The organism is Massilia sp. YIM B02443 (assembly GCF_030411955.1).
In the GTDB taxonomy this organism is placed as follows: Bacteria; Pseudomonadota; Gammaproteobacteria; order Burkholderiales; family Burkholderiaceae_D; genus Telluria.
Window position 1 is genome coordinate 1 of record NZ_JASNRA010000041.1, and the last position, 20403, is coordinate 20403.

Annotated in this window: 24 protein-coding genes; 17 read left to right on the top strand and 7 right to left on the bottom strand. The window is 64.8% G+C overall.

Features of this window, described 5'->3' with window-relative positions; all coding sequences use genetic code 11:
- Positions 1-61: 61 nt before the first annotated feature.
- The gene (locus tag QPK27_RS24180; protein ID WP_308633618.1) at positions 62-274 is read left to right on the top strand and encodes a zinc ribbon domain-containing protein; all 213 of its coding nucleotides are present in this window, start codon (positions 62-64) and stop codon (positions 272-274) included.
- A gap of 27 nt (positions 275-301) precedes the next feature.
- Positions 302-430: a hypothetical protein gene (locus QPK27_RS24185; RefSeq protein WP_290420715.1), complete on the top strand. Its 129-nt coding sequence runs from the start codon at positions 302-304 to the stop codon at positions 428-430.
- Between the two features lie 73 nt (positions 431-503).
- Here the strand turns inward: QPK27_RS24185 and hslO are convergent, their stop codons facing one another.
- A complete protein-coding gene (gene hslO / locus QPK27_RS24190; RefSeq protein ID WP_290420716.1) occupies positions 504-1481 on the bottom strand; it encodes an Hsp33 family molecular chaperone HslO in 978 nt (325 codons plus the stop codon).
- Between the two features lie 4 nt (positions 1482-1485).
- Entirely contained in the window at positions 1486-2010 is a 525-nt protein-coding gene (locus QPK27_RS24195) for a gamma carbonic anhydrase family protein (protein ID WP_290420717.1), read from the bottom strand.
- A gap of 192 nt (positions 2011-2202) precedes the next feature.
- Between QPK27_RS24195 and QPK27_RS24200 the strand changes: the two genes are divergently transcribed.
- From QPK27_RS24200 to bamC, 12 genes are all read left to right on the top strand, one after another.
- Positions 2203-3096, top strand: a complete 894-nt coding sequence (locus QPK27_RS24200) for an alpha/beta fold hydrolase (RefSeq protein WP_290420718.1) — start codon at positions 2203-2205, stop codon at positions 3094-3096.
- 135 nt (positions 3097-3231) lie between these two features.
- Complete coding sequence (locus QPK27_RS24205) at positions 3232-3957, top strand: hypothetical protein (RefSeq protein WP_290420719.1); 726 nt, start codon at positions 3232-3234, stop codon at positions 3955-3957.
- Positions 3958-3964: 7 nt separating this feature from the next.
- Entirely contained in the window at positions 3965-4510 is a 546-nt protein-coding gene (locus QPK27_RS24210; protein ID WP_290420720.1) for a FlgO family outer membrane protein, read from the top strand.
- Positions 4511-4602: 92 nt separating this feature from the next.
- Positions 4603-5436 carry a 3',5'-nucleoside bisphosphate phosphatase gene (locus QPK27_RS24215; protein ID WP_290420737.1) on the top strand — a complete coding sequence of 278 codons (834 nt, stop codon included), beginning with the start codon at positions 4603-4605 and terminating at the stop codon, positions 5434-5436.
- Between the two features lie 174 nt (positions 5437-5610).
- Positions 5611-6027: a CopG family transcriptional regulator gene (locus tag QPK27_RS24220; RefSeq protein WP_290420721.1), complete on the top strand. Its 417-nt coding sequence runs from the start codon at positions 5611-5613 to the stop codon at positions 6025-6027.
- A 12-nt stretch (positions 6028-6039) separates the two neighbouring features.
- The gene (locus QPK27_RS24225) at positions 6040-7164 is read left to right on the top strand and encodes a PHB depolymerase family esterase (RefSeq protein ID WP_290420722.1); all 1125 of its coding nucleotides are present in this window, start codon (positions 6040-6042) and stop codon (positions 7162-7164) included.
- 92 nt (positions 7165-7256) lie between these two features.
- Complete coding sequence (htpX, locus tag QPK27_RS24230) at positions 7257-8237, top strand: protease HtpX (protein WP_290420723.1); 981 nt, start codon at positions 7257-7259, stop codon at positions 8235-8237.
- 15 nt (positions 8238-8252) lie between these two features.
- Positions 8253-8876 carry an L-threonylcarbamoyladenylate synthase gene (locus tag QPK27_RS24235; protein ID WP_290420724.1) on the top strand — a complete coding sequence of 208 codons (624 nt, stop codon included), beginning with the start codon at positions 8253-8255 and terminating at the stop codon, positions 8874-8876.
- A gap of 170 nt (positions 8877-9046) precedes the next feature.
- Entirely contained in the window at positions 9047-9700 is a 654-nt protein-coding gene (locus tag QPK27_RS24240) for a site-2 protease family protein (protein WP_290420725.1), read from the top strand.
- 7 nt (positions 9701-9707) lie between these two features.
- Positions 9708-10301 carry a bifunctional 2-polyprenyl-6-hydroxyphenol methylase/3-demethylubiquinol 3-O-methyltransferase UbiG gene (locus tag QPK27_RS24245; protein ID WP_290420726.1) on the top strand — a complete coding sequence of 198 codons (594 nt, stop codon included), beginning with the start codon at positions 9708-9710 and terminating at the stop codon, positions 10299-10301.
- Positions 10302-10355: 54 nt separating this feature from the next.
- The gene (dapA, locus tag QPK27_RS24250; RefSeq protein WP_290420727.1) at positions 10356-11240 is read left to right on the top strand and encodes a 4-hydroxy-tetrahydrodipicolinate synthase; all 885 of its coding nucleotides are present in this window, start codon (positions 10356-10358) and stop codon (positions 11238-11240) included.
- 40 nt (positions 11241-11280) lie between these two features.
- The gene (gene bamC, locus QPK27_RS24255; protein ID WP_290420728.1) at positions 11281-12453 is read left to right on the top strand and encodes an outer membrane protein assembly factor BamC; all 1173 of its coding nucleotides are present in this window, start codon (positions 11281-11283) and stop codon (positions 12451-12453) included.
- A 163-nt stretch (positions 12454-12616) separates the two neighbouring features.
- On the opposite strand, the gene QPK27_RS24260 is transcribed toward bamC, so the two are convergent.
- The 3 genes from QPK27_RS24260 to QPK27_RS24270 form a co-directional block, all read right to left on the bottom strand.
- The gene (locus tag QPK27_RS24260) at positions 12617-12895 is read right to left on the bottom strand and encodes a hypothetical protein (protein WP_290420729.1); all 279 of its coding nucleotides are present in this window, start codon (positions 12893-12895) and stop codon (positions 12617-12619) included.
- 291 nt (positions 12896-13186) lie between these two features.
- Positions 13187-13666 (bottom strand): hypothetical protein, encoded by a 480-nt coding sequence (locus QPK27_RS24265; protein ID WP_290420730.1) that lies wholly within the window; start codon positions 13664-13666, stop codon positions 13187-13189.
- A 15-nt stretch (positions 13667-13681) separates the two neighbouring features.
- Positions 13682-14803 carry a cupin domain-containing protein gene (locus QPK27_RS24270; protein ID WP_290420731.1) on the bottom strand — a complete coding sequence of 374 codons (1122 nt, stop codon included), beginning with the start codon at positions 14801-14803 and terminating at the stop codon, positions 13682-13684.
- A 78-nt stretch (positions 14804-14881) separates the two neighbouring features.
- On the opposite strand from QPK27_RS24270, the gene QPK27_RS24275 reads away from it, so the two are divergent.
- A complete protein-coding gene (locus QPK27_RS24275) occupies positions 14882-15415 on the top strand; it encodes a peptidylprolyl isomerase (protein WP_290420732.1) in 534 nt (177 codons plus the stop codon).
- Between the two features lie 84 nt (positions 15416-15499).
- Here QPK27_RS24275 and QPK27_RS24280 read toward each other — a convergent pair whose 3' ends face one another.
- Positions 15500-16489, bottom strand: a complete 990-nt coding sequence (locus QPK27_RS24280; protein WP_290420733.1) for a hypothetical protein — start codon at positions 16487-16489, stop codon at positions 15500-15502.
- A complete protein-coding gene (mutS, locus tag QPK27_RS24285; RefSeq protein WP_290420734.1) occupies positions 16489-19092 on the bottom strand; it encodes a DNA mismatch repair protein MutS in 2604 nt (867 codons plus the stop codon). The genes QPK27_RS24280 and mutS overlap by 1 nt, the downstream gene beginning before the upstream one ends.
- Before the next feature lie 255 nt (positions 19093-19347).
- Here mutS and QPK27_RS24290 point away from each other — a divergent pair, with 255 nt between their 5' ends.
- Together QPK27_RS24290 and QPK27_RS24295 are read left to right on the top strand one after the other, a co-directional pair.
- Positions 19348-19548, top strand: coding sequence for an integrase arm-type DNA-binding domain-containing protein (locus tag QPK27_RS24290; protein ID WP_290420735.1), 201 nt, complete (start codon positions 19348-19350; stop codon positions 19546-19548).
- A 246-nt stretch (positions 19549-19794) separates the two neighbouring features.
- Positions 19795-20373 carry a hypothetical protein gene (locus QPK27_RS24295; RefSeq protein ID WP_290420736.1) on the top strand — a complete coding sequence of 193 codons (579 nt, stop codon included), beginning with the start codon at positions 19795-19797 and terminating at the stop codon, positions 20371-20373.
- Positions 20374-20403 lie beyond the last annotated feature (30 nt).

Here is a 20403-nt window from a genome sequence, read left to right on the forward strand (position 1 = left end):
CCGCTGGTACCCCAGCAGCAAGACTTGTTCAGGCTGTGGCGTCCGGTTAGCCCAGCTTGAGCTGGCGGTCCGGCACTGGACCTGCCCCGGATGTGGGCTATTGCACGACCGGGACGTCAACGCAGCGATCAACCTGAAAAACATGGCGGTGAGTTTCACACGGTCAGTTCGACCGTGTCGGCCTGTGGAGGAGAAGGCTCTGGCTTTGCAGCAATGCAAGGTGAAACCGGCTCCGGCGAAGCAGGAATCCAACCGCAAAGCTAATTCCGGTTAGATTTGCATAAGTTTGGAGGAACGGTTCGTGCTCAGGGCGCGCCTGGCCGAGCATCCGACGCTCGCGCGCAAGGCGCCGGCGGCGCTCGCGTTTGCCATGCTGCTGTGGCTGGCACCGCTGGCCTATATTCTGGTCACGCTGTACGTGCTGTTCTAGGCAGTCCGCAACACACAGCGCACCGGCAGCGCTGAGCGCGTGCTGCCGGTGGCCATTGCATGGTGCGTGCTGCTCAGTGTGTGCTTCCGCTCGGCGGCATCACCGCCTCGGCCGTGGTCTCGCTGGCGAACAGCTGCGCGCAATCGACCTTGTCGAAGGCGTAGTGCTTGCCGCAGAAGTCGCAGTTGATGCCCAGTTCGCCCAGTTCGGCCAGCGCCGAGTCGACTTCTTCCCGGCCCAGCATCTTGAGCATGTTGCCGACCTTTTCGCGGTTGCAGCTGCAATGGAAGGTCGGCTGCAGCGGGTCGAACACGCGAATCGTCTCTTCCCAGAACAGGCGGCGCATCAGGGTCGCGATGTCGGTCGACAGCAGTTCTTCGCGCTTGAGGGTCTGGCCCAGCATGGCGGCGCGGTTCCAGGTTTCCAGGTCTTCGGCCTCGGTGGCTTGCTTGGTCTGGTCTTCCTTGCCGCTGTGGCGCGGCAGCTTCTGCAGCAGCAGGCCGCGCGCGACGCCGTCGTCGGCCGCCAGCCACAGGCGGGTGTCCATCTGCTCCGAGCGCAGCATGTAGTTTTCGATCACGGTCGCCATGCTGTCGCCGTCGAGCGGCACCACGCCCTGGTAGGGCTGCTGGCCCGGCACCTTGTCGGCCGGGTCGAGCGTGATCACGAAGCGGCCCTTGCCGCCGACGTTGAACAGCTCGGTCAGGCTGGCGTCGTCCGCGATCTCGACGTCGGGCGCCAGCTTGGCGGTGGCGCGCATGCGCAGGTCGGCATCGCATTCGACCACCAGCAGGCGCACCGGGCCGTCGCCGTGGATCTGCATCACGATCGCGCCGTTGAACTTGAGGTTGGCCGAGAGCAGGGCGCCGGCGGCGACCATTTCGCCCAGCACCGCACGCACCGCTTTCGGGTAGCCGTGCCTCGCCTGGATCTCGCGCCAGGTGTCGGAAATCTCGACCAGCTCGCCGCGCACGGCAGCGTTGTCGAAGATGAATTTTTGCAGGGTATCCCCAGCAGTGGTGCCCAAGGGCGAACTAGTTTCAGTCGTCATTCTTTTATCCGATTTTCTTGAGCTGCGTCTTGTACAGCTGGCCGCGCGCGACGTAGCCGGCGGCCGTGCCTTCGAGGCGCAGCAGGTCTTCTTGTGTCAGTTGTCGCACCACCTTCGCGGGCGAGCCCAGGATCAGCGAACCGTCCGGGAATTCCTTGCCTTCGGTGACCAGGGCGCCGGCGCCGACCAGGCAACCCTTGCCGATCCGTGCGCCGTTCAGGATCACGGCCTGGATCCCGATCAGCGCACCGTCGCCGATCGTGCAACCATGCAGCATCGCCTGGTGGCCGATCGTCACCTTGTTGCCGATCGTCAGCGGGTAACCGGGATCGGTATGCATCACCGTACCTTCCTGGACGTTGCTGCCGGCGCCGATCGTGATCCGTTCGTTGTCGCCGCGCAGTGTCGCGCCGAACCAGACCGTGGCGCCCGCTTCCAGCGTCACCTTGCCCAGCACGGTGGCCGTGTCGGCGACGAACGCCGACGGGTCGATGTCAGGTATGTCGTCGCCCAGCTGGTAGATCGCCATGGTCGTGCTCGCAAGAGATGGAGGGTTGGAAAATGCCGCTATTTTACCGCTCCTGCCAACCCCTTCGGTCACCGGCATCGCGTTTCGCCGTACCCCGAACTTCCCAAGCATCGGCAGATGGGGCCGGGTCGCACGAATTCAACGGTTCCCCTCTATAATCGTCAGCACGATCGTTCTATTTTTGGGAGCCCCATGACACCGTCCCGTTCCGAATTCCTGACCGTGCGCGGCTTGCGCCTGCACGTGCGCCATTGGGGCGAACCGGGAGCGCCTACATTGTTCATGCTGCATGGCTGGATGGACATGTCGGCCTCGTTCCAGTTCATGGTCGATTGCCTGCAGGGACAATGGCACGTGATCGCACCCGACTGGCGCGGCTTCGGCCTGAGCCAGCGCTCGGGCCTGGACACTTACTGGTTCCCCGACTACCTGGCCGATCTCGACGCACTGCTCGACCATTACGCGCCAGAGGATGGGCCAACGGCGGCCATCAACCTGCTCGGCCACAGCATGGGCGGAAACATCGCCGGACTGTATGCCGGCGTGCGTCCGCAGCGGGTCGGCAAGCTGGTCAACCTGGAAGGCTTCGGCTTGCCGGCCGCGCGTCCGGCGCAGTATCCGGGCCGGGTGGCGAAGTGGCTGGATGAATTGCGCGAGCCGCCGGTCATGCGCGGCTATGCCAGCCTGGACGAGGTGGCGGCGCGCCTGCGCAAGACCAATCCGCGCCTGTCGTTCGAGCGCGCCGCCTTCCTGGCGTCGCACTGGGCCGAGCAGGACCGTGATGGCGAGTGGAAGATCCTGGGCGACCCGGCCCATAAAATGACCGGGCCGCTGCCGTACCGGGTGGACGAGATCATGGCCGCCTGGGAAGCGATCACGGCGCCGGTGCTGTGGGTCGAGGCGGAAGAGACCGACATGTGGCGCTGGATGGGACCGAAGGAACAGGCGCGCGCCGAGATCGACCGCCGCATGGGGCACCTGAAACGGGTGACGGCGCGCATGGTGCCGCAGGCCGGGCACATGCTGCACCATGACCAGCCGGAACTGCTGGCGCGGATGGTCGAGGAGTTCCTGGCTGCGCCATAACGCCGTTGTCGTTGTATCCATACCTCAGTCGCCGCCTATGGGCGACTGAAAAATTGCTGCTGGGAAATGGCTGTGCTACAGTCGCCCCCGAGCGTGCGCCAGTCCGGTTGCACCATTGACCGAACAGGATTGACGATGGGGTTCACTGCCCGACCGCTGAGCGTGCTTGCGCCCGCGCTTGTACCCGCGCTTGTACCCGCGCTTGTACCCGTACTGGCAAGCAGCCTGCTCCTGGCGGGCTGCGCCATTCCGTACAGCCCGGTCCCGGTAGCCACCAACTTCACCAGCACCCAGCAGGCCAAGCTGCAGGCCGCCGCGCACTGGGGCGTGATCGCGCGCCACATGGCGACCGAACTGCGTCCGACGCTGCAGAGCGCGCCCAAGCGCCCGCTGTACGTGATGCCGCTGCAAGCTTCCGCCTTCAGCCGCGGCGTCACCACCCACCTGGTCACGGCGCTGGTCAACGATGGCTTCGTGGTGCTCAAGACGCCAGACGCCGGCTCGCTGAAGATCGAACTCGACACGCAAGTGGTGCCGTTCACCAAGGATCGTCCGCAATACCGCTACGTCGGCCTGCCGAGCACGCTGGCCAGCGGCGCCTGGGTGCTGACCGGAATCGACCACAGCCCCGAATGGCTGGGCACGGCGGCGATCTATACCTATGACGCCTACCGCTGGTTCACCGCCCAGTTCGCGCCGGGCGCGACGCCCAGGACCGAGGCCATCGTCACCCTGTCGGTGGCGGACGAGTCGCGCTACTACGCGCGCACCACCTCGGTGTATTACACCAGCGACGAAGACCGCGCCCTGTATGACGCCGCGCTGCAGCCGTCGAAGACGTTCGTGGTCAAGGATCATTGAGGCGCGTATGTTGAAACTGAAAACTTTCGCTGGCGCACTTGGCCTGTCCCTGCTGCTGGGCGGCTGCGCCGGCTTCGGCAACAACGTCGATTACACGGCGGTGGCCGGCAACGATTTCGTGTCCGCCAACTACCGCGCCGCCGATGCCTTGCAGACCCAATTGCGCGGCAAGCTGGACGGCGACAAGCCGCTGATCATGGCCACCATCGTCAACATCGACGCGCTCGAGCAGAGCTCGATGCTGGGCCGCGTGGTGTCCGAGCAGATCTCGACCCGCCTGGCCCAGGCCGGCCTGCCGATGCTGGAAATGAAGCTGCGCAACAGCGTCTACCTGAAGCGCCACCAGGGCGAACTGATGCTCACCCGCGAGCTGGGCGAGGTGGCCGGCACCCACAAGGCGCAGGCGGTGGTGGTGGGTTCGTACGCCGAGACGCGCGACACCATCTTCATCAACATCAAGGTGATCCAGCCGACCACCAACCTGGTGCTGGCGGGGCACGATTATGTGCTGGCCAAGCAGGGCACGATCCGCTCGATGCTCGTGCCTGACTGAACTGTTGCCGGGTGCAACGGCAGCCGTCGCGGCCGCCGTCGCCGATGGCGTAATGCGCGTACAATGGAATGTCCATGAACGCCCATCACGCCATGCTGAAAGTCGACCTCCACTGCCATTCGAATGTCTCCGACGGCGTCCTCGCGCCGCCGGCCGTCGCCGCCTATGCGCGCAAGGGCGGGGTCGACGTGTGGGCGCTGACTGACCACGACGAGGTCGGCGGCATCAGGGCGGCGCGCGCCGCGGCGGCCGAGCTGGGCATGCGCTTCGTGGCGGGCGTCGAGATTTCGGTGACCTGGGCCAACCAGACGGTGCACGTGGTCGGCCTGCAGCTCGACGAGAACAACCGGGCGCTGATCGACGGTCTGGCCGCGACCCGCGCCGGGCGTGAGGCGCGCGCGCGCGAAATCTCGGCCCAGCTGGAGCAGGCCGGCATTCCCGGCGCCTACGAGGGCGCGCTGCGCTACGTCGCCAATCCCGACCTGGTGTCGCGCACCCACTTCGCGCGCTATCTGTGCGAGCTTGGCATCTGCAGCACCACCTCCGAAGTGTTTCGCAAGTACCTGACCGAGGGTAAGCCGGGCTACGTGCCGCATCGCTGGGCCACGCTGTCCGAAGCGATGGGCTGGATCCGCGGCGCGGGCGGGATCCCCGTGATCGCGCATCCGGGACGCTATAAATTCGACGCCACTGCCGAAGGGGCGCTGTTCGACGAGTTCCGCCAGCTGGGCGGCAATACCATCGAAGTGGTGACCGGCAGCCATACGCCGGACCAGTACGCCACCTACGCCGAGATCGCGCGCCGCTATGGCTTCCTGGCGTCACGCGGCACCGACTTCCATGCGCCGGGCGAGGCGCGAGTCGAGTTCGCGCAATTGCCGCCGCTGCCGTCGAGCGTGACGCCGGTGTGGCACGACTGGTTCTGAGTGCGCCCGCCAAGCTGTAGCGCCTGCTTCTAAAAATTCTCCTGATACTTTTCCAGGCCGATGTCGTCGAGCGATATCGGCCTGTCTCATTTCGTCCATACGCTGCGTGAAAACGGTCGCGCTCTTGAAAAATCGAATCTATACTCCAATTGGAGTATAAGAGGAGTATGGAATATGAAAATCGTCGCCTCGCAGCAAAAGCTGCCGGACAGTGACAAGGTCACCGTCAACGTCGGCCTGGTCGACCTGGCCCAGATGGACTTGCTGGTCGAAGAAGGCTTTTATTCGAACCGCACCGATTTCGTCCGCACCGCGATCCGCAACCTGCTACAGCAGAACGCGGAAGCCATCCGCCAGACAGTGGTGCGCAAGCGCTACGTGATGGGCCTGCACCGCTATTCGCTACGTGAGCTGGAGCAGGTGGTGGCGGATGGGCAGCAACTTGATATTCACGTGCTCGGCCTGGCTGTAATCGAAGACGACGTGCCGGCTGAGTTGGCCGTAAAAGCAATCGCTTCGGTGCAGGTGCTAGGCGCCTTTGTCGCGCCGCCAGCGGTACGCGCTGCGCTAGCCGACCGCGTTCACTCATGAATAGGACATTGTATGAAACTCGATAAATTTATTGCCCAAATGATGGATTCGGCGCGATTAGTGAATGCGCGCGACGTCTCGTCGGCAACCGATGTGATCCAGAAAGCGCTGGCCGATGCGGGGCTCATGGCGCCGCAGCCGGCGACGACCGCTCGGGACGATGGCGCTGACTTCATCGATCTGAATCCCGCGCCGGAATGGAGCAAAAAGAAGCCGCAGCCGCGTCCGCAAGCGCGGGCACGTCCGGCGCCGGCGCGTGGTCCGGTCAAGCCGCCGCAAGAGAATCTGCCCGGCAAGTTCATTGGCGGCAGTTTCTCTTGTGAGGCCGGCACGCGCCGCTACAAGCTGTATGTACCGTCGCAGTCGACCGGCGCCGCGCGGCCCCTGGTCGTGATGCTGCACGGCTGCACGCAAGGTTCCGACGATTTCGCCGTCGGCACCGGCATGAACGCGCTGGCCGAACAGCATGGTTGCCTGGTGCTGTATCCGGAGCAGGACGGCAAGGCCAACCGCAACCGCTGCTGGAACTGGTTCGAGGCCGGCCACCAGGTGCGCGGCGTGGGCGAGCCCGAGTTGCTGGCGGCAATGACGCGCCAGGTCGCCGCCGAACATGGCGCCGACACCTCGCGCATCTTCGCCGCCGGCCTGTCGGCGGGCGGGGCAATGGCGGCGATCCTCGGCGCCGAGTATCCCGAACTGTACGCGGCGGTGGGCGTTCACTCCGGCCTGGCGGCAGGCTGTGCGCGCGACTTGATGTCGGGGTTGAACGCGATGAAGAAGCCGGGACGGGCGCGGGCCTTGCGCGAAGGGGTGCCGATCATCGTGTTCCATGGCGACGGCGACCACCTGGTGCACGCGGACAATGGCGACGCGGTATTGCAGCAGTTCGTGGCGGTGCACGCGAAGGAGCAGGCGACGCCGCTGCACGTGCAGCGCGATACGCATCAGCAGGGCAAGCGGCGCTGCACGCAGTCGACCTGGCGCAATCGCGAGGGCAGGGCGGTGGCCGAGCACTGGGTGGTACACGGGGCGGGGCATGCGTGGAGCGGTGGCAATGCGGCCGGGTCGCATACCGATCCGACGGGGCCGTCGGCATCGGGCGAGATGCTGCGCTTTTTCCTCGAGCAAGCGCGCTGATCCAGGGGCTGCGGCACGGCCGAGCCCTTGAATTTCCCCTGCCTCAGCCCTACCTTGGCATCCTGTTATCAGTTTTTCGGGAGACTTCCGCCATGAAGCGTATCGTCCTGTTCCTTGCCACCAACCTCGCCGTGGTTCTGGTGCTGTCGCTGGTGATGAACCTGCTCGGCCTGGGCCGCGTCGTGTCGGCGGAAGGGATCAACCTGCCGGCGCTGGCCGTGTTCTCGCTGGTGGTCGGCTTCACCGGGTCCTTCATCTCGCTCCTGATGAGCAAACCGATGGCCAAGTGGTCGACCGGTGCACGCGTCATCGAACAGCCGGCCAATGCCACCGAGCAGTGGCTGGTGCAAACCGTGCAGCGCCTGTCGGAACGCGCAGGCATTGGCATGCCCGAAGTCGCCGTGTATGACGGCGAGCCGAACGCCTTCGCCACCGGCGCCTTCAAGAATTCGGCGCTGGTCGCCGTCTCCACCGGCCTGCTGCAAAGCATGAACCGGGACGAAGTCGAGGCCGTGCTCGGCCACGAAGTCGCCCACATCGCCAACGGCGACATGGTGACGCTGACCCTGATCCAGGGCGTGGTCAACACCTTCGTCGTGTTCCTGGCGCGCGTGGTCGGCTTTTTTGTGGACAAGCTCCTGTTCCGCAAGGAAGACAGCGCCCCCGGGATTGGCTACTACGCCACCGTGTTCGTGTGCGANGTGTTCCTGGCGCGCGTGGTCGGCTTTTTTGTGGACAAGCTCCTGTTCCGCAAGGAAGACAGCGCCCCCGGGATTGGCTACTACGCCACCGTGTTCGTGTGCGAAATCCTGTTCGGCCTGGTCGCCTCGATCATCGTCGCCTGGTTCTCGCGCCAGCGCGAATTCCGCGCCGACGCCGGCGCCGCGCGCCTGATGGGTAGCCCGGTGCCGATGCAGCATGCACTGGCGCGCCTGGGCGGCTTTGCGCCTGGCGCCCTGCCGAAGTCGATGTCCGCCTCGGGCATCTCGGGCAGCGGCGGCGGCTGGGGCGCGCTGTTCTCGACTCACCCGCCGATGGAGCAGCGCATCGCCGCGCTGCAAGCCATCCGCTAACAGGAATCCAACAAGATGGGCCAATATTTCCAGATCCACCCTGAAAACCCGCAAGCGCGCCTGATCAAGCAGGCGGCCCAGATCGTCGGCGCCGGCGGCATCGTCGCGCTGCCGACCGATTCCGCCTATGCGCTGGTGTGCCGCCTGGACGACAAGTCCGCGGTCGAGAAACTGCGCCGGATCCGCGGTGTGGACGACAAGCACCACCTGACCTTGCTGGTGCGCGACCTGTCCGAAGTGGCGCAGTACGCGCGCGTCGACAACTCGCAATACCGCCTGCTGAAGGCCACCATGCCGGGCCCGTACACGGTGATCCTGGAAGCCACCCGCGAACTGCCGCGCCGGCTGTCGCACCCGTCGCGCAAGACCATCGGCTTGCGCGTGCCGGAAAACAAGATCACGCTGGCGCTGCTGGAAGAGCTGGGCGAGCCGCTGATCGGCACCACGCTGCAGTTGCCGGGGGACGATCACATGCTGTCCGACCCGGACGAGGTGCGCGAGCGCCTGGAAAAGCAGATCGAACTGATCATCGACGGCGGCGCCGGCATGCTGGAAGCGACCACCGTCATCGACCTGACCGGCCCCGAGCCGGAACTGGTGCGCGAGGGCAGGGGCGACCCGGCCGCCTTCGGCCTGTGAGGCACTGATCGGGCTTCAACCCTGGCGGCGCGGCCATCCTGCAACGGGAGGCCGCGCCGCCGCGCATCCGGGGGCGCGATCCTTAAGCTGGGCTTAGGCCCGGCCTGGCTCGCCTTCTTCCCGCCATCGCCCCCGCCAGCGTACTGCCGGGCTCTGATAGAATCGCCGCCATGGATGAAACGATACGCACCATAGCCGTCTACGCGCTGCCCGTCCTTTTTGCGATTACCCTGCACGAAGCCGCTCACGCCTACGCCGCCAGGTATTTCGGCGACAACACCGCTTATTCGCAAGGCCGGATGAGCCTGAACCCGCTGGTCCACGTCGATATCTGGGGCACGATCGTGATCCCGATCGTGCTGTTCCTGACCACCGGCTTCGTGTTCGGCTACGCCAAGCCGGTGCCGGTCGAGTTCGGCCGCCTGCGCAACCCGAAGCGCGACATGGCCTGGGTCTCGCTGGCCGGACCCGCCGCCAACTTCATCATGGCCGTGATGTGGCTGGTGTTCGGTGCACTGATGATCTTCCTGAACGTGGACGAGGAATTCCCGACCCGCGTGGCGCAAGCCGGCATCGTGACCAACCTCCTGATCATGGCCTTCAACCTGCTGCCGATCCCGCCGCTCGACGGTGGCCGCGTGGTCACCAGCATGCTGCCGCACTCGCTGGCCTACAAATTCGCGCGCATCGAGCCCTACGGTTTCTTCATCGTGCTGGCGCTGGTGTTTCTGAAAGTGGTCGGCTACTGGGTGATCCCGGTGATGGCGGTCGGCGAAACGCTGGTGCGCCTGGTGGCGACGCCGTTCACCTTCTTCCTGCTCTGAAGACGCGATGCCTGAAACCCGTGACGCCAACATGATGAACCTGCCGCCGTCGCCTTGGGTCGAACGCTTTATTGCGCTCGCCAGGCCCGGCGAGGCGCTCGACCTGGCATGCGGCAGCGGCCGCCACACGCGCCTGCTGGCCGCACGCGGCCACGAGGTGCTGGCGCTCGACCGCAACACCGAGTCGCTGGCCAGTGCCGCCGGCGCCGGCGTCACCGCGATGGAATACGACCTCGAGGCCGAGGGCTCGCCGTGGCCATTCGAGGCAGGGCGCTTCGCCGTCATCGTGGTCACCAATTACCTGCACCGTCCGCTGTTCGCGCACCTGGCGCGCAGCCTGCGGCCGGATGGCATCCTGATCTACGAAACCTTCGCCCAGGGCAACCAGATCTACGGCAAGCCGTCGAATCCAGACTTCTTGCTGGCGCCCGGCGAGCTGCTGGCGCTGGCGCAGGATGGCGGCCTGCAGGTGCTGGCCTTTGAGGACGGCCACGTCGAGCGCCCGCATCCGGCGCAGGTGCAGCGGCTGTGCGCCGCCGGGCCGGCGTTCGCCAAAACCGAGGCCCGGCTCGACCATATTGTGGTCAGGAATGAACCATAGCGGCGGACGATCCGCTACAATCAGACTTTTCTAGAATTGCACGGTCAAAAGATTATGATTAAGGGCAGTATTGTTGCACTCGTGACGCCGATGTTCGAAGACGGCAGCGTTGACCGCGATTCCTTGCGCAAGCTGATCGACTGGCACGTCGCCGAGGGCACCGACGCGATCGTCATCGTCGGCACCACGGGCGAATCCGCGACCGTGTCGCCGGAAGAACATGGCGAACTGATCAAACTGGCGGTCGACCATGTCGCCGGCCGCATCCCGGTCATCGCCGGCACCGGCGGCAATTCGACGGCGGAAGCGATCGCGCTGACCCGTCACGCCAAGGCGGTCGGCGCCGACGCCTCGCTGCAGGTGGTGCCGTACTACAACCGTCCGACCCAGGAAGGGATGTATCGCCACTTCCGCACCATCGCCGAAGCCGTCGACCTGCCGATCATCCTGTACAACGTGCCGGGACGCACCGTGGCCGACATGGCCAACGAGACCGTCGCGCGCCTGGCGCCGATCGACAACATCGTCGGCATCAAGGACGCCACCGGCAACATCGGCCGCGGCATCGAGCTGCTCAAGATGGTCGACAAATCGTTCGCCGTCTACTCGGGCGACGATCCGACCGCGATGACGCTGATGTTCTGCGGCGGCGCCGGCAATATCTCGGTCACCGCCAACGTCGCCCCGCGCGCCATGCACGAACTGTGCGCGGCCGCCATGGCCGGCGACATCGCGCGCGCGGTCGAGATCAACAACCGCGTGCTCGGCCTGCACGCCAAGCTGTTCATCGAACCGAACCCGGTGCCGGTGAAGTGGGCGCTGGCCGAAATGGGCAAGATGCCGGCCGGCCTGCGCCTGCCGCTGGCCCCGTTGTCCGCCGCCTACCACGAGACCGTGCGCGCCGCCCTGGTGGAAGCCGGCGTCCATACCCCATCCTGAACCCGCGAGGGTTCGGGTTCCTGACCTGACATCGAACGACATGACTAATCGCAAGAACAAGACTCTGGTATCCGCTCCCGCCCCTGCCGTCGCGCGCGTGCTGACCCTCGGCGCGATCGCACTCAGCCTGGGGGCCTGCACCACCGTGTTCGAATCGAACAAGGTGGATTACCAGGGCGCCAAGAAAGCCGCGCCGCTGGACGTTCCGCCGGACCTGACCGCGCTGCAGCGCGACAACCGCTACGCCATCCCCGACGGCCGCGGCGTGGCCACGGCGTCGAGCTTCCAGCAGGGCCAGGCAGCTGCCGGCGCCGGCCAGGTCGCAGGACCCGTGTCGAGCCAGACCATCGGCCCGATCTCGACCGACGCCGTGCGCGTCGAGCGCAACGGCGACCAGCGCTGGCTGGTGGTCAAGCAGACCCCTGAAGTGCTGTGGCCGCAACTGCGCCAGTTCTGGGAAGAGCAGGGCTTCGCCATCGAGACCGAGTCGGCGACCACCGGCACCATGGAAACCACCTGGGTCGAGAACCGTTCGAAGATCCCGCAAGACTTCCTGCGCAACGTGATCGGGCGCGTGTTCGACAAGGCCTACTCGACCGGCGAGCGCGACAAGTTCCGCACCCGCCTCGAGCGCCTGCCGGACGGCTCGACCGAGATCTGGGTCAGCCACCGCGGCGCCGAAGAGGTGCAGATCGGTTCGACCAACACCGAGTCGTTCGTGTGGAGGATGCGTCCGAACGATCCGGGCCTGGAATCGCAATTCCTGGGCCGCATGGTGGCGATGCTGACCGGTAGCAAGGACGTGCCGGCGGCGCAAGCCACCGTCGCCAACGCCCCGGTCGCGCCGCTGCACGCCAAGCTGGTGGGCGACAAGGTCGAGCTGGACGAAGGATTCGATCGCGCCTGGCGCCGTGTCGGCCTGGCGCTGGACCGCGTCGGCTTCACCGTCGAAGACCGCGACCGCGTGCAGGGCATCTACTTCGTGCGCTACGTCGATCCGGAAAGCGCGGAAAAGGATGGCTTCTTCAAGCGCCTGTTCACCTTCGGCAAGTCGGAAGACGAGGCGAAGGAAGCACAGCGTTACCGCGTGCTGGTCAAGTCGGCGCAAGGCGCCAACGTCAGCGAAGTCACGGTGCAGACCAATGACGGCAAGGCGGATACGTCGCCGACTGCGACCAAGATCCTGCAGCTGCTCAATGATGAGCTGAAGTGATCTTCGGCTTGCTTCGTAGATAAAAAAACCGGCCTTCGTGGCCGGTTTTTTATTGTGCTGCCGGCTGCGCCGCGACCCTTGATCCGGTGCGTCCGGAAGCCAACAGCGACAGACGAAAAAAAACCGGCCCGCAGGCCGGTCTTTCTGAATCAGAAGAATCTGATTACTTGGTTTCAGCAGCGGCCGAAGCAGCTTCCGAAGCGGCAGCCGAAGCAGCAGCAGCTGCGTCGGTTGCGGTGTTGGCAGCAGCAGCAGCGTCAGCAGCAGCAGCGTCAGCAGCGGCTGGAGCGGTTGCGTCAGCAGCAGGGGCCACGGTGGTGTCGGTGGTGGTGACAGCAGCTGGGGTCTCGGTGGTTGCTGGAGCAACGGTGGTTTCTTCTTTCTTGGCGCAAGCAGCCAGGGTCAGAGCCATCAGGCCAGCGATCAGCAGGGATTTTTTCATGGTTTTTTCCTTAGTATGTACAAATCGTGAGACTTGTTGCGAATAATAATTACCGGTAATTATTTCTCAGCGGAATTCTCGTGCTTGCCTGTATAGCAAAAATGCCACGTAGGCAACGGAACCTTCCTGGGCTGATATTATAGTCAATTTTACTAAATCGCAATAGCGAACACATGCCGTAGCGAAATATTTTTGCGACTAAATTGGCTTCATATTGTTACAAGATGCAACTGATCAGTAAACGGTGTACCGACTAACTCGGTTGACACGTTTCAAATGATTTTTAGATATTTATAAGCCTGCGATCGTAGGCTGCAAGGTAATCCGGGATTCAACCCAGATCGCATCGAAACGATGGCGCGGCAGTTCGATCGCAGCCAGTTCGCCGAACGATGCTTCGCCGCGCAAATGGTCGCTATGGAAACGCCGCACGATGTCGCGCCCGTCGCCGATGCAAAAGGAATCGGTCAGCTGGCGCAGGCTGCGCGGTGTCTGGCGGCATTCGCACAGGTGGCTGTAGTCGCGCAGCAGGCGCAGGAAGCGGGGAGTGTGGCGCTCGATGTGCGCGGTGTCGTGCAGCGCCAGGCGCAAGCGGCCGCCGCGCGCCAGGAAGGCACGCAGCAGGGTGTCTACCTCGAGGCTGCCCAAGGGATAGACCGCGAAATCGGGATCGAACAGGTCGAGGCCGGCGCGCGCCGCGTCGATGCAGGCGCGGAGCTGGAGCGCCAGTTCGCGCCGGGTATCGAACTTGACCACGCGCGGCTCGGTCATAATGGATTCGCCGGCTCAGCCCAGCTCGAGCCAACCGTCCTGGTACCAGGTGTACAGGGCTTCCAGCACGTCGTCGGTGGCCTTGGCCAGCAGGGCGCCTTCGAGGCGGCGCTCGTTGGCCAGCACGTCCAGCACCGCCTTGTCGGCGCGGCCGACGGCGAACGATTCGCCGTTGATGAACACGTGCTTGCCGCGGTACAGCATCAGGCTCTTGCTGGAGAGCTTCAGCCCTTTCCTTGCGGCCTTCTCCGTGAAGCGGCCCATGGTCAGCGGATTTTCCACCGGCGTGAAGAACACGTTGTGCTTCGGCTCGGACAGGTGTTCACCCAGGAACACGGTCACGTCTTCCTCGTCCCAGCGCACCTTGTTCAGCTCTTCGATGACGGTCGAGAGCATGTCCTTCGGGATCTCGGCCGGGTTCTTGGCCAGCGTCAGTTCCGGATCGGCGTAACGGCCCGGCAGGTCGATCGAGTCGGCCATGAACTGCAGGAACGATTCTCCCAGTTCCTGGAACGACGGCGAACGGAAGCCGATCGAATAGGTCATGCATTCGCCCTCGGCGATGCCGTCGTGGGCGTAGTGCGGCGGCAGGTACAGCATGTCGCCCGGCTCCAGCACGAACTCTTCTTCGGGCTCGAAATTGGCCAGGATCTTCAATGGCAGGCCCTCGACCAGGGTCAGGTCTTGCTGCGCGCCGATCTTCCAGCGCCGCTTGCCGTGCGCCTGCAGCAGGAACACGTCGTAAGAATCGTAGTGGGGGCCGACGCCGGCGCCGTCGGTGGCGAAGCTGACCATCAGGTCGTCCAGGCGCGCGTCCGGCACGAAGCGGAACTGGCGCAGCAGCGCGTCGGCGCGTTCGTCGTGCAGGTTGACGCCCTGTACCAGCATAGTCCAGTTCGGTTCGGTACGCGGCGGCAATTCGGCCAGCGGGCCGTGTTCCATATTCCATTCGCCGTCGCGCTGGGTCACCAGCCGCGATTCGACGTGGTTCAGCTTGGCCAGTTCGGCCAGCTTGTCGAATGGAAGCAGGGGTTTGAATCCGGGAATGGCGCCGCGGATTAACAGAGGTTTCTTATGCCAATAATCGCGAAGAAACTGTGCGGGAGTAATATCACCGAGAAGCTGTAATTTTTTCATGCGACATTATAACGGGCGTGATCCGGACAGGGTCGGTAACGGGAGTATAATCCGGACCTTACAACGAAAGGATGTGCGATGAAGATTGCCAAAGATACGGTCGTAACGGTCAACTACAAACTGTCCGACGCGCAGAACAACCTCATCGAGGAAGGTTCGCAGCCGATGGTGTACCTGCACGGCGGCTACGAAAACACCCTGCCGAAGATCGAAGAAGAACTCGACGGCAAGGAAGCTGGCTATGCGTCGACGATCCAGATCGAGCCGGAAGACGGTTTCGGCGACTACGAGCCAGAGCTGGTCAAGGTCGAAGACCGCGCCCGCCTGCCCGAGCCGATCGAAGTCGGCATGCAGTTCGAAGGCGTGGCCGACGGCGGCGACGACGAGCCGGTGATCTTCACCGTGACCGAGATCGCCGACGACAAGGTGGTCCTGGACGGCAACCACCCGCTGGCCGGCATGGCGCTGCGCTTCGAACTGTCGGTGATCGACGTGCGCGCGGCCACCGCCGAAGAAATCCAGCACGGCCACGTGCACGGCGCGGGCGGTCACCATCATGAGATGGAAGACAGCGAAGAGGGCGACCACTTCCGTAGCCAGCCGCTGCAGTAATCGGATGGTCGTATCGTGCTCATTCGCGTCAAGCCTGGCGCGATGACCACGGACGAGGATTGGGGCAGTGAGCGCGGCAAGCGCTTACTGCTTTCCGTCCTGCTTTCCGTCCTGCTTTGCATCCCCGACCACGAATTCCGCTTTTTTCCCCACCGTCACGTCGACTTCGACTGCTTTCGCGCCGACTGAAAGCTGGCCGATATTGCCTTTCCACTCGATCTGCGGCTTCTTCCCCGAGACGTCACCGCTGTCGACCAGCAGCACCTTGCCGTCGAACTTGACGGCCCGCGCCTGCACCTGCTGCCGCGTCGCCTCGAACCCGTCCTTGCCTTCCGGCGCGCGCCGCAGCAAGCCGCGCAGACCGTCCGGATTACCCAGGTACAGCGGCCGCACCGCGCCTTCCGAAAACAGCACCAATGCCTCGGCCTTGTCGCTGCGCGCAATCGCGAACAGGCGATTCAGCCAGAAGCGGTTGGCCACGGTGCGGTCTTCGTACTCGCTGTTGCGGCCCGCCGCCGGCAGATAGTGGTTGTTCCCGGCCGGCAGATTGATGGTGGCGTACAGCACCTTGCCGACCTTCCAGTGCGCGTTCTCGGCATAACTGCGAAAGCGCGGACTGGCCGACAGGCGCGTGAGCGCGATCTTCTCGATCCCGAGCGACTCCGGCTCGCCGTACAGCAGCTCGCGCAGCCGGTTCAGGCGTTCGATGGCGTTGGTGCGGTTGAGCGAATTGCGGCAGCCGGTCCAGTCGCTGCCGGCCAGCGACACCACGATCGGCCGCCTGGCCTTCTCGATCATGTCGCGCCGCTTCTGGTACAGCCGGTCGCCGCAGCTCTCCTTCTCGCCCTTGATCCCGTTCAGGACCACGAAGGCGAGCGACTTCTCGGACGAGTCGTTCAGCGCTTCCTTCAGGCGCGCGTCGCCGTCCTCGGTGACGCCGTGCCCGATCACCGCGAACCGGTGCGCGTGTTCGTCCACCTTGTCCTTCTTGTCCTTGGCGCCGGCCAGCGGCGACAGGGCGAGAAGGGCGGCGAGCGCGCCAGCCAGGTGGAAGGGCAGGCTTTGTTGCGGCATCAGGCGGCCAGGCGCTTCAGTTCGTAGAGGCGCTCGAGCGCCTCGCGCGGCGTGAGCGCGTCCGGGTCGATGGCGTCGAGCGCGTCGCGCAAACCGTCGTCCTGTGGCGCCACGAACGCCGGCGCAGTCTCCTCGGCCTCGGTTTGCACGTCGGCCGACGGCGCCGCGAACAGGTCCAGCTGCGGCGTCGCATCCAGCGCCTGCGCTTCGAGCCGCGCCAGGTGCTTGCGCGCGGCCTTGATCACCGCCGGCGGCACTCCCGCCAGCTGCGCCACCTGCAGGCCGTAGCTCTGCGACGCCGGGCCATCCTGCACCGCATGCAGGAACACGATGCTGTCCTTGTGCTCGACCGCCGACAGGTGCACGTTGACCGCGCTCGGATACGACTCCGGCAACTGGGTCAGCTCGAAATAGTGGGTCGCGAACAGCGTGAAGCTGCGGCTCGATTCGATCAGGTGGCGCGCGATGGCCCACGCCAAGGCGAGACCGTCGAAGGTCGAGGTGCCGCGGCCCACTTCGTCCATCAGCACCAGCGAATGCTCGGTGGCGCCGTTCAGGATCGCGGCCGATTCGGTCATCTCGACCATGAAGGTCGAGCGGCCGTTGGCCAGGTCGTCGCTGGCGCCGATGCGGGTGAAGATGCGGTCGATCGGGCCGATGGTCGCGCTCTGCGCCGGCACGTAGCTGCCGACGTAGGCCAGCAGCGTGATCAGGGCCACCTGGCGCATGAAGGTCGACTTACCACCCATGTTCGGGCCGGTGATCAGGAGCAGGCGGCGGTCGTTCGACAGGCGGCAATCGTTGGCGATGAAGCGCTCGATCTGGTTTTCCACCACCGGATGGCGGCCCTCGACGATGGTCAGGCATGGCGCGTCGCTCAGGACCGGCGCGCACCAGTTGTGGCGCAGCGCGTGGCTGCTCAGTGCCACCAGGGTGTCGACCTGGGCCAGCGCGCGCGCGATGGTCTGCAGGCAGCCGATGTGCGGCGCCAGGTCGCCAAGGAGCTGGTCGTACAGCATCTTCTCGCGCGCCAGCGCGCGGTCCTGCGCCGACAGCGCCTTGTCCTCGAAGGCCTTCAGCTCCGGCGTGATGTAGCGTTCGCAGTTCTTCAGCGTCTGGCGGCGGCGGTAGTCGTCCGGCACCTTGTCGGCCTGGCCGTTGGTGACTTCGATGTAGAAGCCGTGCACCCGGTTGTACTCGACGCGCAGGTTGGCAATCCCGGTGCGGGCGCGCTCGCGCGTCTCCAGCTCGACCAGGAACTGGCCGGCGTTCTCGGACAGCGCGCGCAGTTCGTCGAGTTCGGCGTCGAAGCCGCGCGCGAACACGCCGCCGTCGCGCACCATGGTGGCCGGTTCCTCGGCAACGGCGCGCACCAGCAGATCGAGGCATTCGCCCGGCGTAGCCAGGTCTTCGTGGATCTCGCGCAGCAGAGAGGTGTCGCCCGGGATGAAGCAGCGCGCCACCTGCTCGCGCACCGTCGGCAGCACCTTGATGCCGTCGCGCAGGGCGGCCAGGTCGCGCGGACGCGCCGTCAGCAGCGCCACGCGCGTGGTGATGCGTTCGATGTCCGGCACCTGGGCCAGCGCCGACGACAGGGTGTGGCTGGCATCGGCCTGCAACAGCGCTTCGATCGACTGGTGGCGGCTGCGCGCCACCGCCTGGTCGCGGCGCGGGTGGTGCAGCCAGTGGCGCAGCAGGCGCGAACCCATCGCGGTGCGGCAGCCGTCGAGCAGCGAGAACAGGGTTGGCGACTCCTGGCCGCGGATGGTCTCGGTCAGTTCCAGGTTGCGGCGGGTGGCGGCGTCGAGGCCGATGTATTCGTTCTCGAGTTCGCAGGCCAGGGCCCGCACGTGCTGCAGGCCGCGTCCCTGGGTGGCTTGCGCGTACTTGAGCAGCGCGCCGGCGGCGCCGAACGCGGCGCCCATGCCGTCGGCGCCGAAGCCGGTGAGCGTGGCCACGCCCAGCTGCTCGAGCAGGGCGCCGTGGCCCTTGACCACGTCGAAGTGCCATTCGGGCACGCGCTGGGTGTGCGCGTGCGCGGCCTCGTTCTCGAACATGTCGGCGCAGTCGGCGCGCAGGATCTCGGCCGGCGCGATGCGTTCCAGTTCATGGTTCAGGCGCGCCTCGACCGCGCGCGCGTCGCCCGAGAACTCCATCAGGCGCAGGTTGCCGCTGGCCAGCGACAGCCAGGCCAGGCCGGCGCTGACGGTCTTGCGCTGGTTCAGAAGACACAGCGCGAGCAGCGGCCGCTCGGCTTTTTCGGGCAGCAGGTCGGAATCGGTCAGGGTGCCGGGCGTGACCACGCGCACCACCTTGCGCTCGACCGGGCCTTTCGACAGGGCCGGGTCGCCGATCTGTTCGCAGATCGCGCACGACTCGCCCAGCTTGACCAGCTTGGCCAGGTAGCCGTCCAGCGAGTGGAACGGCACGCCCGCCATCTTGATCGGCTGGTCGCCCGACTTGCCGCGCGCGGTGAGGGTGATGCCGAGCACGCGGGCCGCCTTTTCGGCGTCCTCGAAGAACAGCTCGTAGAAGTCGCCCATGCGGTAGAACACCAGCATGGTGGGGTAGTCGGCCTTGATGCTCAGGTACTGCTGCATCATAGGGGTGTGGCTGCTTTTGGCGGCTTTCGCAACTTGTTGATCTAGCGGCATTTCTTCGTCTAAGTGCATGATTCGATTGGGCTTGCGCTCTTGGGCCTCATTGCGTCGCTTCATTCACAACACATCGCAAAGCGTCACAACACTTTGCGGTTTGGCGTAGGTTTTCGCATTCTTCAAAATGAAGCTACGCTACAATTCTCCTGTGCTATGGGCACTGAACGAAAAGCTACGCTAAACCCACGCCAGGAACGACACATGCACTTTGATGCACGCGCGGCCAAGCTGCTACAGCCAAGTCAACACTTTACCATTTCCGACTGCCAGGGGCTGCGTCTGGAGGTGTCCACGAAGAGCCGTTCGTGGATCTATCGCTACAAGAGCCCGGTCGATCAACGCATGCGCCAGGTGAAGATCGGCACATGGTCGGAAAGGTCGGCCGCACGCGCAGAAGTCTAATGGGAAAAGCTACGCGACGCGCGAGCGGCTGGACGCGACCCAGCTGCGGATCGACGTGCAGTACGGAGCGAAGAGCGCGGGGCGGGCGAAGCCAAGCGGAGCGCTGCGGCAAATCGCTTTTCCGTTAGGGCGCTCTGGAAGCTGTACTTCGATGGTCACGTCACGCGCAATCGCAAGCCAAAGGGCATCGACGAAACCAGGCGAACGATCGAGAAGGTTTTCACTGATCATCCTGAATTCGCAGAGATGGAAGCTGCAAAGGTGTCACATGCGACCGCCTTCGATATTCTCCAGGCGTACCTCGGCACGCCAGTTCAGGCAGGCCGGATCCGGATAGAGCTGGGGGCGTCTTGGGAATATGGGCACGATGCAGGCCGCCTGGATCCAGAAGTGCCGAACTGGTGGCGTCAGATCATGCGCGGGAATCTGCGCAGCAAAGGCCGCGTTAGAGAGGGGGAGCGCGTCGGCACTTCAAAGCGAGTTCTCAACGCGGACGAGATCGGATTGCCGATTAACTGGCTACCGAATTTTCCCAGGCTCGTAGAAGACGTCGTCACCCTTTACATGTGGACGTGCACTCGCGGTAGCGAGATTCTCGAGATGGAAGTGAGCGAGGTGGCCCGTGAGAAGGATGGACTGTGGTGGACGATCCCCAAGTCCAAGACAAAGAACTCGTGGCGTGACGGTGCCACGGATTTGCGGGTGCCGCTGGTCGGGCGTGCTGCGACGATCGTCATGCGAAGAATGCAGGCAGTTGAGAAAGGGTACATCTTCCCGTCGACCGGGCGTAGTGGCCACGTCGAGCAGAAGACGGTCAGTGGGTAATCCCCCCACAAAAAGAGCGCGATCAGAAGT